General features: G+C 67.7%; 12 protein-coding genes. 9 read left to right on the top strand and 3 right to left on the bottom strand.

The genetic code is table 11. The features are described from left to right. Window positions 1-268: 268 nt before the first annotated feature. From MTP10_RS09110 to MTP10_RS09090, 5 genes are all read left to right on the top strand, one after another. A complete protein-coding gene (locus MTP10_RS09110) occupies window positions 269-1,369 on the top strand; it encodes a hypothetical protein (RefSeq protein ID WP_310708609.1) in 1,101 nt (366 codons plus the stop codon). Between the two features lie 201 nt (window positions 1,370-1,570). Then, window positions 1,571-2,737 carry a hypothetical protein gene (locus tag MTP10_RS09105; protein ID WP_310708608.1) on the top strand — a complete coding sequence of 389 codons (1,167 nt, stop codon included), beginning with the start codon at window positions 1,571-1,573 and terminating at the stop codon, window positions 2,735-2,737. A gap of 453 nt (window positions 2,738-3,190) precedes the next feature. Then, window positions 3,191-4,699, top strand: coding sequence for a hypothetical protein (locus tag MTP10_RS09100; RefSeq protein ID WP_310708607.1), 1,509 nt, complete (start codon window positions 3,191-3,193; stop codon window positions 4,697-4,699). Between the two features lie 432 nt (window positions 4,700-5,131). Then, entirely contained in the window at window positions 5,132-6,643 is a 1,512-nt protein-coding gene (locus MTP10_RS09095) for a hypothetical protein (RefSeq protein WP_310708606.1), read from the top strand. 176 nt (window positions 6,644-6,819) lie between these two features. Beyond that, window positions 6,820-8,319 carry a hypothetical protein gene (locus tag MTP10_RS09090; protein WP_310708605.1) on the top strand — a complete coding sequence of 500 codons (1,500 nt, stop codon included), beginning with the start codon at window positions 6,820-6,822 and terminating at the stop codon, window positions 8,317-8,319. Window positions 8,320-8,344: 25 nt separating this feature from the next. Here the strand turns inward: MTP10_RS09090 and MTP10_RS09085 are convergent, their stop codons facing one another. Then, entirely contained in the window at window positions 8,345-9,703 is a 1,359-nt protein-coding gene (locus MTP10_RS09085; protein WP_310708604.1) for a hypothetical protein, read from the bottom strand. 175 nt (window positions 9,704-9,878) lie between these two features. Further along, window positions 9,879-11,084, bottom strand: coding sequence for an NADP-dependent malic enzyme (locus MTP10_RS09080; RefSeq protein ID WP_310708603.1), 1,206 nt, complete (start codon window positions 11,082-11,084; stop codon window positions 9,879-9,881). 279 nt (window positions 11,085-11,363) lie between these two features. Here MTP10_RS09080 and MTP10_RS09075 point away from each other — a divergent pair, with 279 nt between their 5' ends. The 4 genes from MTP10_RS09075 (at window position 11,364) to MTP10_RS09060 (ending at window position 14,299) form a co-directional block, all read left to right on the top strand. Continuing rightward, complete coding sequence (locus MTP10_RS09075) at window positions 11,364-12,221, top strand: ABC transporter substrate-binding protein (protein WP_310708602.1); 858 nt, start codon at window positions 11,364-11,366, stop codon at window positions 12,219-12,221. 3 nt (window positions 12,222-12,224) lie between these two features. Next, window positions 12,225-13,064, top strand: a complete 840-nt coding sequence (locus MTP10_RS09070) for an amino acid ABC transporter permease (RefSeq protein ID WP_310708601.1) — start codon at window positions 12,225-12,227, stop codon at window positions 13,062-13,064. Next, window positions 13,061-13,804, top strand: a complete 744-nt coding sequence (locus MTP10_RS09065; protein WP_310708600.1) for an amino acid ABC transporter ATP-binding protein — start codon at window positions 13,061-13,063, stop codon at window positions 13,802-13,804. Before MTP10_RS09070 ends, MTP10_RS09065 begins: the two co-directional genes overlap by 4 nt. Before the next feature lie 63 nt (window positions 13,805-13,867). Next, window positions 13,868-14,299: a CGNR zinc finger domain-containing protein gene (locus tag MTP10_RS09060; protein WP_310708599.1), complete on the top strand. Its 432-nt coding sequence runs from the start codon at window positions 13,868-13,870 to the stop codon at window positions 14,297-14,299. Here the strand turns inward: MTP10_RS09060 and MTP10_RS09055 are convergent. Beyond that, window positions 14,272-14,613 (bottom strand): S24 family peptidase, encoded by a 342-nt coding sequence (locus MTP10_RS09055; protein WP_397334435.1) that lies wholly within the window; start codon window positions 14,611-14,613, stop codon window positions 14,272-14,274. The two genes, MTP10_RS09060 and MTP10_RS09055, sit on opposite strands and share 28 nt — an antisense overlap. Window positions 14,614-14,637 lie beyond the last annotated feature (24 nt).

Genomic DNA, 14,637 nt, shown 5'->3' with positions numbered 1-14,637 from the left:
TCGGCCACGGCGGGCGAGGCGGCGAATGCCGTACAGGAAAGCACGGCGAGACAGAGAAGTCGACGCATGCTCGCAGCCTGCCTTGGCCTCTGACCTGCGGCAACGACCGACACGAGGGAGCAGTCTCACCTATCCGGACGGCCTCCTTGACACCGTTCTTATGGGACACAAGTCACACTTGATCAGATAACGAATCTCTATCTGAGCTGCAATACAGTCGGTTGATCTGGAAAAATCCACCCTTAACACCCTAAGGAAAGGCATTTCCATGATCCCCCCGGTCCGGCGACTGGCAGCCGTCGCGCTCAGCGCGCTGCTCGCGCTTGGGGTGACCTCACTCGGGGGGCCTGTGGCAGCGGCGAGCGCGTCTGCGAGGACGAGCAGCTGGGTCTACTCGGTGACCCTGGCCAAGACGGCCGCGGACGTCCAGAAGGTCGCCGAGACCTGGAAGCCGGACCGTCTCAAGAAGGCCGACAGCTACAGCCCCGCCACGCCGGGGTCCCAGTCCTCCACGTCGGCGGGCGCCACCACCGTCCCCAGCCCGGAGCTCACCCCGGCCAAGGCGACCAAGATCCCGCTCAGCGTGTCGCCGGAGCTGCCGTCGAAGGGCTCGGCCGCCCGGACCATGGGCAAGGTGTTCTTCCGGTTCGGCGACAAGGAGTACTGGTGCTCGGCCAGCTCGATCGCCGCCAAGAACCGCAGCGTCGTCGCCACCGCCGCGCACTGCGCGTACGACGCCCGTCAGGCCAAGCCCGCCGACTCCTGGATCTTCGTCCCCAACCCCGGCCCCAACGGCGAGACGCCTGACGGCATCTACGTCGGCGCGGCGATCAGCATGCACGAGCACTGGCCCGGCCGGGGCGACTACGACTACGACTACGCGTTCGTCACCGTGCACCGCGGCTTCATCTGGGTCTCCAAGGGCGGAAAGCTCGTCATGCAGGACGTCGGCCGCCTCCAGGACATCGTCGGCGGCCAGGGCCTCGCGGTCGCCAAGGGCGTGGGCAGCCACGTCACCACCTTCGGCTACCCGGCCGGCCCGCAGCCCGACGGCACCCGGCCGTTCGACGGGCGCAAGCTGCTGAGCTGCGCGGGCAGCACCCGCTGGACCGTCGCCCCCAGCCTCGACCTGCAGTACGGCGTGCAGATCCAGCCGTGCAACTTCACCGCGGGCGCCAGCGGCGGCCCCTGGCTGATCGACTACCAGGCCGGACAGGGCCTCGGCTCGCTGAACGGCATCAACAGCCTCACCTGGAACCGGGACGCCAAGGACGGCTACGACGCCGTCTCCTCCCCCAACTTCACCGCCGCCACCGGCGAGGTCTACCGGCACGCGGCTGCGGTCACCACCCCCGCAAATGTGACGTAACGCACACGTAGCGTGGCAACCATCACGGTGATCAGCGAAGATCGGATCTCGGAACGATCACGGCCGCTTCACACACGCCTGACATGATCTTCCGCAAATTCCCAGACACGCAGTCAGCCCGATAGGTTCCCGGCTGTCCAATTGCTGCATCGGGGGATGTACGGAGCCCCACGACAGCACAAGGCAAAGCCTGGAGTTACCTTGAAGCGAATCCTCCTCCCGGCCGGTGGCGCCGTCCTGGCAACCGGCCTCCTGGCCGCCGGCCTGACCGGCACCGCGCAGGCCCGAGCCGACATCGCCACCGACCCCATGGCCCGCAACACGTCACAGGCCTCCTCGGTCGCGTCGTTCTGGCTCGCCTCCAACGGCGCCGCGCTGCGCGCCGCCACGGCGTACGCCTGGGACGACAAGGAGGTCCGGAAGGTCGTCTCCAAGGGCGGTTACACCGCGGACGGCAACCCCGGCAGCGCCTCGCCCATCGGCGAGGAGAAGAAGCCCATCGGCCGCGTGCAGAACGTCAACCTGCCCAAGACGGTCGGCAAGGTCTTCTTCGTCGACGGGTCCGGCAAGTTCCGGTGGTGCTCGGCCACGTCGGTCCAGTCCAACTACCGCAACCTGGTCGCCACGGCCGGTCACTGCGTGTACGACACGGACAGCAACAAGGACGTCCTGAGCAACTGGGTGTTCGTGCCCGGCTACTACCAGGGCAAGGCGCCGTTCGGCATCTACGTGGGCAAGCAGGCGTTCACCCACACCGACTTCGACGTCTACGAGGACTACGACCGCGACTACGCGTTCGTGACCGTCTTCAACGGCATCGCCTTCGAGGGCGTCAAGCAGGTGGACCGCAAGGACTACGAGCGGTTCAGCGGCCCGAAGCGCAGCTGGGGCGGCCACTACTACATCCTGCTGTCGAAGGACGCGGGACGCCTGGGCGACAACGTCGGCGGTCAGGGCGTGGCGTGGAACCAGGCCACCGGCAAGGACGTGCGCGCGTTCGGCTACCCGGCCGGCCCGCACCCGGACGGCAACCGCCCCTACAGCGGCGTGACGCCGAAGTGGTGCTACGGCAAGACCACCGGCAAGGCCGTGGGCGCCTCGTGGCTCAAGATCGAGGAGCACGTGGGCCTCAAGTGCCCGGTCACCCCGGGCTTCGACGGCGGCCCCTGGCTGAGCAACTACAGCAACAGCAAGCGCCTCGGCTACGTCAACGGCGTGACGAGCACCTTCGCCGACCAGGACGGCAACGACCGCATCGACTACATCACCTCGCCGTACTTCGACGGGGAGACGGCGTCGGTCTACAACGCGGCCAAGAACGTCTGGTCGGGCAAGATCGTCGGCCCTAACGGCGAGCTGTACAAGTAACACCCCGATTCGGAGAGGGGCCCGGCTTCGGCCGGGCCCCTTTTTCGTGCCTCCGGTTTGGGAGGCGCAGGGGCGGGGAGGGGTCGCGAACCCCGTTCCCGACGCCGATTTCGAAGATCATCGGGCAGCGGAGCCGAATTAGACGGAGTTGGAGCCCGCTTTGGTTCCTGTGATCTAAGTCACATATACCCGAACACTCTCCGTCATGTCCGATTGATCCGGCTTTACTCGCGCCTTACCGAACGCCGCGATACCCAGCGAAAACGTGACCTCATGATCACCGACCGCTAAGATCACTGACAGGTAACGGAAGGGTCACGGCGGTAAGGGCGCCTACCGAATCAGTCAAACCGGGTTCCACCTGCGGAGATCACCGCGCTATGTTCCTTGCTATCCCTTTACTGACGCATGGGACGCATGTTGCGTCTCACGACAGACCAAGGAGCAGTTCCCTTGAAGCGCATCCTCATCCCCGCCGGTGGAGCCATCCTGGCTACCGGCCTTCTGGCTGCCGGCCTGGCCGGTTCCGCCTCGGCCGCCGGAGACGTCGCCACCGACCCGATGGCGAAGAGCGCGGCCGACGCCAAGGCCATCGCCCAGTACTGGGCCGAGAGCAACGGTGCGGCCCTCAAGGCCGCGACCGAGTCCAATGTCTGGGACAAGAGCGACGTCGCCAAGCTCCAGAGCAAGGGCGGCTACAGCGCCGACACCAAGCCGGGCTCGGCCTCGCCGATCGGCCAGGAGACGAAGAAGACGGTCAAGGTTCAGAACGTGAACCTGCCGAAGACCATCGGCAAGGTCTTCTTCGTCAACAGCAAGGGCGAGAAGAAGTGGTGCTCCGCCACCTCCGTCCAGTCCAAGTACCGCAACCTGGTCTCCACGGCCGGCCACTGCGTCTACGACACGGCCGGCAACGCGGACGTCATGTCCAAGTGGGTCTTCGTCCCGGGCTACTACCAGGGCAAGACGCCGTGGGGCATCTACGTCGGTAAGCAGGCGTTCACGCACTACGACTTCGACGTGTACGAGGACTACGACCGCGACTACGCGTTCGTGACCGTGTACAACGGCATCCAGCTCGGCAACGCCACCGCCAAGCAGGTCTCGAAGGCCGACTGGGACAAGTACCAGGGCATCAAGGACGCCAAGGACGTGGCGATCACTGAGGCCGAGTACCAGAAGTGCAAGGACCTCAACGGCGGCGAGACCCCGGACTGCTGGGCCAAGACCGACACCAAGATCGAGGCCGTCGGCCCCGACTACCCCGGTGCGGTGAAGGCCTTCACCGAGGTCGCCAAGGAGCAGTACGACGCCGCCCCCACGGGCTCCGGCAACGGCAGCAAGGCGCCCCGTCAGACCAAGACGGAGAACGTCACCAAGTCCGAGTACGACAGCTACAAGGGCCTGGGCTACCGCAAGATCGACGCGCGTGGCAACTACACCATCACCCACTACTTCGTGAAGAACTGGGTGAAGAAGACGGACCTGAAGGGCTACTACAAGACCGTCTTCTACATCATCGAGGGCTTCGCGAAGGACGCCGGCCGTCTCGGTGACAACGTCGGCGGTCAGGGTGTCGCCTGGAACCAGCCCACCGGCAAGTACGTCCGCGTGTTCGGCTACCCGGCCGCCGCGCACCCCGACGGCAACAAGAACTTCACCGGCATCACGCCGAAGTGGTGCTACGGGAAGACCTCGAAGAAGCTTGTCGGCTCCGCCGCCAAGAAGATCGAGGAGCACGTGGCCCTCAAGTGCTCGATGACCGAGGGCGCCGACGGTGGTCCGTGGCTGGTCAACTACAGCAACAGCAAGCGTCTCGGCTACGTGAACGGTGTCACCAGCACCTTCAACGACCAGGACGCCAACGGTCGCGTCGACTACATCTCCTCGCCGTACTTCGACGGCGAGACCGCGGCGATCTACAAGTCCGCCTCGAACGTGTGGTCCGGCAAGATCCTCTAAGTAACGCTCCGCGATCGGCCTGAGGCCGATCCACCCCGCGTCACTCGTCAAGGGCCCGGCTTTCGCCGGGCCCTTCGGCGTTCCCGGGGAAAGTGCGAGCCGTTTGGACGCATCGGGCGCGCAGACGGTGCCATCAAAGCTATGTGATCTGCGTCACACTACCTGGAACCGGTGCGGATCATCGACACGCTGCCCTCTGTAGTCACACTGACAACACGCTTATGTTGATCAGGGAAAACGGGCGCGTCAGGCACTCCGGACAAGTCGCGGGGATAGTCGGTCTAAACATCACAGAACGATCACGGGCGACAAGCCCCCTCTTTTCCTTCCAAAGTGGCTTCCCGTCATCAAGATCACGCCTGTATGTTCTGGCTATCCCTTTACTGACGCATGGGACGCAAGAAGCGTTCCACGACAGCCCAAGGAGTTACCTTGAAGCGCATCCTCCTCCCCGCCGGTGGCGCCATTCTGGCCACCGGTCTGCTGGCTGCTGGTCTGGCCGGCACCGCTCAGGCCCAGGGCGACGTCGCTAGCGACGCTCTGGCCAAGACCGAGGCGCAGGCCGCCGAGGTCGTCGACTTCTGGACCAAGTCGAACAACGCCGCTCTGACGCAGGCCGTCGCCTTCAACCCCGACTCGCTCGAGGTCAAGAAGATCAAGAGCGGCGGCGGCTACTCCGCCGACACCAAGCCGGGCTCGGCTCTGCCGATCGGCGAGGAGAAGAAGGTCTCGGTCAAGACCCAGAACGTGAACCTGCCGAAGACCATCGGCAAGGTCTTCTTCGAGGGTCGTGACGGCAAGCTGTACTGGTGCTCCGGCACCTCGATCCAGTCGCAGTACCGCAACCTGGTCGCCACGGCCGGGCACTGCGTCTACGACATGGCCGCGAACAACGAGGTCGTGAGCCGCTGGGTGTTCGTCCCGGGTTACTACCAGGGCAAGACCCCGTTCGGCCTCTACGTGGGTAAGCAGGCCTTCACCCACTACGACCTCGACGTGTACGAGGACTTCGACCGCGACTACGCGTTCGTGACCGTCTACAACGGCATCGGTGGCCCCAACGCCGCCAGCCCCAAGAAGGTCACGAAGGCTGAGTACGACGCGTTCGGTGGCCCGAAGGGCACCAAGGACGTCGCCATCACCCAGGCCGAGTACCAGAAGGCCAAGGACCTCAACGGTGGCGAGGGTCCCGACGGATGGGCCAAGCCCTCCACGATCCAGGACACCGTTGGCCCCGACTACAAGGGCGCCATCAAGGTTCTGAAGGAGGTCTCGGCGGACGAGTTCGCCAAGGCCCCCGAGGGTCAGGTCAACGGCGGCAAGGCGCCTCGCGCGACCTTCACCGAGAACGTGACCGAGTCCGAGTACAAGGGCTACACCGGCCCGGGCTACCGGAAGATCGACGACAAGGGCAACTTCACCATCACCCACTACTTCGTCAAGTACTGGGTGAAGGAGACCGCCAAGGTCGAGTACTTCCGCACCGAGTTCTACGTCGTGGACGGTGTCCTCAAGGACGTCGGCCGCCTCGGTGACAACGTCGGTGGCCAGGGTGTGGCGTGGAACCAGCCTGCTGGTGCCGTCGTCCGTACCTTCGGTTACCCGGCGGGCCCGCACCCCGACGGCAACAAGCCCTACACGGGTGTCACGCCGAAGTGGTGCTACGGCAAGACCGAGTCCAAGGTTCTGCAGATCCCGGCCAAGAAGGTCGAGGAGCACCAGAGCCTGCGCTGCCCGGTGACCGCCGGTTACGACGGTGGCCCCTGGCTCGCCAAGTACAGCAACGCCAAGCGTCTCGGCTACGTCACCGGTGTCACCAGCCTGATCGTGGACACCGACAGCAACGGCCGCTACGACAGGATCACCTCGCCGATCTTCGACGGTGAGACCGCCGCGATCTACAAGGCCGCTGCGGCCGTGTGGTCCGGCAAGCTCGTCAAGTAGTTCACTGCGGTACCCGAACGAAGGCCCTAGGTCATCGTTCACCTGCTTGACCCGAAGGGCTCGGCTTCTGCCGGGCCCTTCGGCCTTTTCCGGATCTTTTTGTACAGCCCCTTACCCAGTGACCAGAGGGTCGATAGGGTCTTACGAGATATTTGACAACTTTGTGGAGCCCCCCAGTGAAGCGCCTGCTCGTCCCCCTCGCCGTCGCCGGTCTCAGCGCCGCCGCCCTCGCCGCCCCCGCCACCGCCACGCCGACCTGGGCGAGCGACCCCCTCTCCCCCAAGCCCGCCGACGCCTACAGCGCCGCGTACTTCTGGCTGGACGCCAACGGCGCCGCGCTGAAGAAGGCCACCGAGTTCCGCGTCGACGCCAAGGACGTCCCCAAGCTCGTCCGCCCCTCGACCACCTCGGCTGACGGCAAGCCGGGCATGGCGGCTCCCACGGGCACCACCGGCGCGGCCGCGAAGACCAAGAACGTGAACCTGCCGAAGACGATCGGCAAGGTCTTCTTCCTCGACCGCGGCGGCGACTACCGCTGGTGCTCCGCCACCTCGATCCAGTCCAGGAACCGCAACCTGGTCGCCACCGCCGGCCACTGCGTGTACGAGCAGGGCAAGGACGTCTTCAGCAAGTGGGTGTTCGTGCCCGGCTACTACCAGGGCAAGGCCCCCTTCGGCGTCTACGCGGGCGCGTACGCCTTCACCGCCTACGACCTCGACGTCTACGACGACTACGACGGTGACTTCGCGTTCGTGGCCGTGCACAACGGCTTCAGCCTCGCCGCCGAGAAGACGGTGACGAAGGCCGAGTACGACAAGTGGGCGGGCGACAAGTGGGCCAAGGACGAGCCCATCGACGCGGCGACGTACACCAAGTGCGTGGACCTGCACGGCGGCGAGACTCCCGACTGCTGGGCGAAGCTGTCCACCCTCACCGATGTCGTCGGCCCGTCGTACCCGAACAAGAAGCGGGCCTTCAAGGAAGTCGCCAAGGAGGACTTCGACAAGGCTCCGACCGGTGAGGCCAACGGCGCGCAGGAGCCGACCAAGACGGTCGTCGACTACGTGACCCAGAGCGAGTACACCGCCTACAAGGGCCCGGGTTACCGGAAGATCGACGCCAGGGGCAACTTCACCATCACTCACTACTTCGTCGGTTACTGGGTCAAGGAGACCGCCAAGACCGACTACTTCAGGACGGTCTTCACCGTCGGCCTGGCCAAGGACGCCGGGCGGCTCGGTGACGTCGTCGGCGGCCAGGGTGTGGCCTGGAACCAGCCCATGGGCCAGAAGGTCACCGTCTTCGGCTACCCGTCCGCCCCGCACCCCGACGGCGACCGCCCCTTCACCGGCCTGACCCCCAAGGTGTGCTCCGGCAAGAGCGGCACCAAGACCTACCAGGTCAACATGTTCAAGGTCGAGACGCACCAGGTGCTGAAGTGCTCGATGACCGGCGGGTCCGACGGCGCGCCGTGGCTGCTCCGGTACGACAACAACAAGCGCACCGGTTACCTCAACGGCGTCACCAGCCTGTTCCACGACCAGGACGGCAACGACCGGATCGACTTCATCAGCTCCGCCTACTTCGACGGCGAGGTCGCCGACGTCTACAACAAGGCGAACTACGCCGCGACGAAGTCGGTCGTCGGCCCGAACGGCGAGCTGATCGGCCAGTAGAGGGAAGCCAGGAGAAGGAAGAAGGTCAGACCGGCGCCAGGGCCCGGGTGCGTTCGTACAGGGACGTCACCGCGGGCTCGCGCCGGTACGGCTCCAGCCGCCGGCGCAGGTCCGTGGCGTAGGACCGGGACCTGACCGACTGGAGCTCCCCGGCGAGGTCGAGCGCGCCCGCCGCCACTCCGCACGCCTCCTCCAGCTCGCCGCACTGCAGCAGCCCGGCGGCCAGGAGCGACAGGTTGAACATGCGGCCCCGCACGTAGCGGCCGTCCATGTCGAGCGAGCGGCGGGCCTGGCGCACGGCCCGCTCCCCGTCGCCGAGGTCGCGGAAGCAGTGGGCGAACTTGGCCGAGAGGTACGCCTCGTCGAAGTAGCTCAGCCACGCCGGCTCACGCCCCGGCGAGCGGCGGTCGAAGGCCAGCTCGGCCTGGTGGAGGCTGGCGCCGCAGGCGTGGGCGTCGCCCAGACCGGCGTGGGCGTGGGCCTCCAGCACGTGGCAGGAGGCCATCAGGGTCTGGATGCCCGACCGCTGCGCCGCGAGCTGGGCGGCCCTGGCGAGGTCGAGGGCGTGGGCCGGCTGTCCCATGTAGATGGCCTGGTGGGCCATCCCCGCCAGGATCTCGCTGCCGAGCGCGTCGTCGCCGGCGCCCCTGGCCAGGCGCAGCGCCTGGATGAGGTAGCGCTGGGCGAGGCCGTGCTGCTCCAGGTCGTAGGCCATCCAGCCGGCCAGCCGGGTCAGCTCGGCCGCGGCGGCGGCGAGCTGCTTGCCGGTGCTCTCGCCGTACGTGCCGTCCTTGAGGAGCGGCGCGACGGCGGTGTCGAGGTACTTGACCACGGACGCGCGCACGCGCCCGCTGCCGAACCGGTTGTCGAGCTCGCCGAAGGAGCGGGTCACCTCGTGGATGGCCGCGATGTCGGCCCGGCCCACGCGGCGTGGGCCGCCGCCGTCGAGGCGGTCTTCCGGTGGGGACGTCAGCCAGCGTACGGCTCCCACGGAGCCCGCTCCTATCGCGAACGTGGAGTCGATCAGGAATCTCCTTCTCTCCACGTCGGCCTTCCACAGCGCCGTCACGGTCGCGACCCCCTCCTGCCACGTGTGCGTGAACTCTTGCCCGAGGTCGAGGGGGGTGATGATCGTCGGCATGCCCAGGTCTTCGGGTCTGACAGGCCTGCCGAGCCGGAGCGCGAAGATCTCGCCGAGCAGCGCCGGCACGGGCTCCCTGGGCCGCTGACCACCGATCCATCGCAGGACGGAGCTGTGGTCGTACTTCAGGCCCGGGGCGCCGCGCGTCGCGCCCAGCTCGTTGAGGCGCCTGGCCAGCCCTTTGTGGGAGAAGCCCGACTCCGCGATGAGCTGCCGCAGCAGTCTGTTGGGCTCGCGTGTCATCGCTCTCCTCACCGCGGGAGTGGAGCCGGCCACGTCGTGGCCTCCTCACCGAGGGAGGCGGAGCCGGCGTCCTTACAGAGGGCTCCTGTTATAGCACGCTGAGTAAAGGAAGTTTTGCGCTTTCCCGATGCTCGCGCGAACTACCCGGACGCCGGCCCGGCGGATGCTGTACGCGTCACCCTTCGACGCGAGCGACCCCGTCCCTCCTGGCCTGCGCGGCCACGGCGGCGGTGACGGCGGGGGCGACGCGCTCGTCGAAGGGGCTGGGGATGACGTAGTCGGCCGCGAGGTCGTCGCCCACCACGGCGGCGAGCGCGGTGGCGGCGGCGACCTTCATGTTCTCGGTGATGGTGGTGGCGCGGACGTCGAGCGCCCCGCGGAAGACGCCGGGGAAGGCGAGGACGTTGTTGATCTGGTTGGGGAAGTCGGAGCGGCCGGTGGCGACCACCCGGGCGTGCCGCGCGGCCACGGCCGGGGGCACCTCGGGCGTCGGGTTGGACAGCGCGAACACGATCGACTCGGGCGCCATGGACGCGATGGCCTCCTCCGACACGGTGGAGCCGGACAGGCCGAGGAACACGTCGGCCCCAGCCAGCGCCTCCTCGGTGGAGCCCTGGTGGCCGGCCCGGTTGGTGTCGCGGGCCAGGGCCGCCTTGACCGGGTTGAGCCCGTCGCGGCCGGGGTGGATCATGCCCTTGGAGTCGGCCACGGCGATGTCGCCGATGCCGGCCTCCAGCAGGATGCGGGTGACGGCGACGCCGGAGGCTCCGGCTCCGGCGACGACGACACGCAGGTCGCCGAGCGTGCGGCCGGTGAGGCGGGCGGCGTTGGTGAGGGCGGCCAGGGCGACGATGGCGGTGCCGTGCTGGTCGTCGTGGAAGACGGGGATGTCGAGCAGCTCGCGCAGGCGGTCCTCGACCTCGAAGCAGCGGGGGGCGCTGATGTCCTCGAGGTTGATGCCGCCGAACGAGGGCGCGAGCCGGACGACGGTCTCGACGAGCGCGTCCACGTCGGTGCAGTCGAGGCAGATCGGGACCGCGTCGACGCCGCCGAACTCCTTGAACAGCAGCGCCTTGCCCTCCATGACCGGCATGGCGGCGGCCGGGCCGATGTCGCCGAGGCCGAGGACGGCGGTGCCGTCGGAGACGACGGCCACCACGTTGGAGACCCACGTGTAGTCGTTGACGAGGGACGGCGTGTCGGCGATGGCTGTGCAGACCCGCGCGACACCGGGGGTGTAGGCCAGTGACAGGTCATCGGCGTCGCGGACGGGAATGGTGGAGCGGACCTCCAGCTTGCCGCCGCGGTGCAGGGCGAAGACGGGATCGAGGTCGAGTGGATCGTGGGGGGAGGATGCTGACGAAGCAGGAAAGGCAGTCACAGAGAGACCCCAGTACTCATCGGACGGACGAAGGACCTTCGGCAGACGGCGCGAGAGGCCTGGCTTCGGTAGCCGCCAGGGTCCCCTCCCGAACGTCTCGTGAGGGGTTACGGGGGTCACCCGTCGCCCCATAGTGCCACAGGCCGACACGACCACAGGTAGCCCTGCCGACGCCGTTCCGTTGACACATTGTTAAATGTCCGATGACGGACCCGGGCAACCTGCCACTTAAACTTCACCAAATCCGACTTTTTGGTATATCTCACGAGGAGGCCTGACATGGCCCTCTGGCCCAGGAGCAGCCGCGGCCAAGCCATCGGCGCGCTCGCCCTTACCGCCGTCCTGGCGCTGTCCGGCTGTGGCGGTGGCTCGGGGAGCAGCTCCACCTCCGCCACCACCGGAGGCGGCACGGCCGCGGGCGGAGCCAAGCTCGTCACCCCGGGCAAGCTCACGACCTGCACGAACATCCCGTACGAGCCGTTCCAGTTCAAGGACGCGAGCGGCAAGGTCGTCGGATTCGACGTGGACATCGTCGACCTGGTCGCCAAGAAGCTCGGCGTCCAGCAGCAGATCGTGGACATCGACTTCGCGGTCATCAAGAGCGGCGCGGCCATGGCCACCGGCAAGTGCGACGTCGCCGCGGCCGGCATGACGATCACCCCTGAGCGCAAGCAGAACATCACGTTCTCCGAGCCGTACTTCGACGCCACGCAGGCCCTGCTGGCCAAGAAGGGCACGGGCGCCAAGTCGCTGGAGGACGTCAAGGCCAAGGGCCTCAAGCTCGGCGCGCAGGCCAGCACGACCGGCCTCGACTACGTCAAGAAGCAGGGGTTCGACCCGACCGAGTACGCCGACTCCTCCAAGGAGCTGCTGGCGCTGCAGGCCGGCCAGGCCGACGTGATCGTGCAGGACCTCCCGGTGGTGCTCACCTGGCTGAAGAAGCCGGAGATCGCCGACAAGTTCGAGCTGATCGCCAGCCTCGACACGGGCGAGCAGTACGGCATCGGCCTGAAGAAGAACGCCGACCCGGTCCTGCTCAAGACCATCAACGACACGATCACCCAGGCCAAGGCCGACGGCACGTACGAGAAGATCTTCGTGAAGTGGTTCGGCAAGAAGCCGGGCGAGCTGAGCTGATCCATGACGGACCACCTACCACCGCCGGTGACGGCTGAGCCGGGCGCGAAGGCCCGGCTCAGCCCGCGCAAGAAGCAGCGGATCAGCCGCGCGGTCCAGTACGTCGTCCTGCTCGCCATCCTCGTCGGCGTCGTCCTGTACGCCGACTGGCCCAGCCTGGCGCAGAACTTCGCCAAGCTGGACGTGGCGGAGAAGGCGCTGCCCGAGCTGTTCACGGTCGCGCTGAGGAACACCGTCATCTACGCGGTGGGCGGGTTCCTCTTCTCCTTCGTGCTCGGGCTGGTCCTCGCGCTCATGCGGCTGTCCACCGTCCGGCCGTACCGCTGGATCTCGGGGCTCTACATCGAGATCTTCCGTGGTCTGCCGGCCCTGCTCATCTTCCTGCTGATCACCTTCCTGCCGCTGGCCCTGCCCGGCTTCGCGGTGCCCGGCGGCACGTACGGCCAGGGCATCCTGGGCCTCGGCCTGGTCGGCGCGGCCTACCAGGCGGAGGTGTTCCGGGCCGGCCTGCAGGCCGTGCCGAAGGGCCAGACCGAGGCCGCGCGGTCGCTCGGCATGTCCGCCTTCAGGTCGCAGGTCACCGTGGTCATCCCGCAGGCCATCCGGATCGTCATCCCGCCGACCACCAACCAGTTCGTCGCGCTGCTCAAGGACTCGTCGCTGGTGCTCTTCCTGGGCGTGTCCGGTGAGTACGTCGAGCTGGCCAAGTTCGGCAACGACCTGGCCTCGCAGTACGCCAACGCCACGCCCATCATGGTGTCGGGCCTGACGTACCTGCTGGTCACGATCCCGCTGGGCCACCTCACGACCCGGCTGGAGAAGCGGAAGGTGAGGGCCCGATGACGCCCGCCATCGAGATCAAGGACCTGCACAAGCACTTCGGCAAGAACGAGGTGCTGCAGGGCATCAACTGCACCGTCGAGTCCGGTCAGGTGGTGTGCGTGATCGGCCCGTCGGGCTCGGGCAAGTCCACGCTGCTGCGCTGCGTGAACCTGCTGGAGCAGCCGACCAGGGGCAAGGTGCTGGTGGAGGGCGTCGAGGTCACCGACCCCGACGTGGACATCGACGCGGTGAGGCGCCGCATCGGCATGGTGTTCCAGCAGTTCAACCTCTTCCCGCACATGACCGCCCTGCAGAACGTCATGATCGCCCAGCAGCGGGTGCTCGGGCGCGGCAAGAAGGAGGCCCAGGAGATCGCCCGGGCCAACCTCGACCGGGTGGGCGTCGGCGAGAAGGCGGGCTCCTACCCCGCCCAGCTCTCCGGCGGCCAGCAGCAGCGCGTGGCCATCGCCCGGGCGCTGGCCATGGGCCCCGACCTGATGCTGTTCGACGAGCCGACCTCGGCGCTCGACCCGGAGCTGGTCGGCGACGTGCTCGCGGTCATGCGCAAGCTGGCCGAGGAGGGCATGACCATGCTCGTGGTGACCCACGAGATGGCCTTCGCCCGCGAGGTCGCGGACCGGGTCGTGTTCATGGACGGCGGCGTCATCGTCGAGGACGGGCCGCCCGCCCAGGTCATCGGCGAGCCCCGCGAGGAGCGGACCCGTACGTTCCTGCGGCGCGTCCTGCACCCCGAGGGCTGAGGACCGTCCCGCTGGGCGCCCGTCCAGGGCGCCCAGCCGGCCCCGCCCGTGTAATACTCCGGCATGGACTTGACCTCTTACGCCGAGTGGGCGGTCCGCCTGGTCAACGACCCCGTCCCCCCGCCCGCGCTGCGGGAGCTGCGTGAGGAGCTGGCCGCCGTCTTCGCCGCCGAGGACGAGGAGACGGTCGTGGCCCTGCTCAACGCGCTCCTCGTGCTCCATCCCGTACGGCCGCAGCTCACCGCCCACGACGGCAGCCACTGGCATCTGCACCTGGCCGAGGACCCCACCGGGAACCCCGCGGCCGGCGCCGTGATGGGCCTGGCCGCGGTGGTCGCCGAGCACGGCGCGGAGCGGCTGGGCCGCTGCCAGGATCCCCGCTGCGGCAGGGCGTTTCTCGACACCTCCTCCAACCGCTCGCGCCGCTACTGCTCGGCCCGCTGCGCCAGCCGCGCCAACGTGGCCGCCTACCGCGCGCGCCGCCGTGGTGAGTGACCCCTTGAAGAGTGACGCCGTGGTGAGTGACAGCGCGGCGGCCAGTAACGCAGGACGACCCGCCCGACCACGTCGGTGACGGGCCCGAAGTCCCAGCTGTCGCGCCGGCCGGACGCCCGCTGATTGTCGCTCTCCAGCCACCACCCGTCCTCGCCCTGCCAGGCGGCCCGCTTGACGATCAGCCGGGAGGGGTCACCGGGGAGCCGCGCGACCACGACGTCGCCGGGCCGGATCGGGACGGATCGCCGCACCAGGAGCCAGTCTCCTGGCAGCAGGCCGGGACGCATCGAATCCCCCTCGACACGCACTCTCATACGCCGAGACCCCCTCCGGCACGG

It is taken from the genome of Nonomuraea sp. 3-1Str (genome assembly GCF_031570565.1).
Classification (GTDB): domain Bacteria; phylum Actinomycetota; class Actinomycetes; order Streptosporangiales; family Streptosporangiaceae; genus Nonomuraea.
Note: the sequence above shows the minus strand (reverse complement) of the source record. Positions and strands in the feature narration are given on the sequence as shown.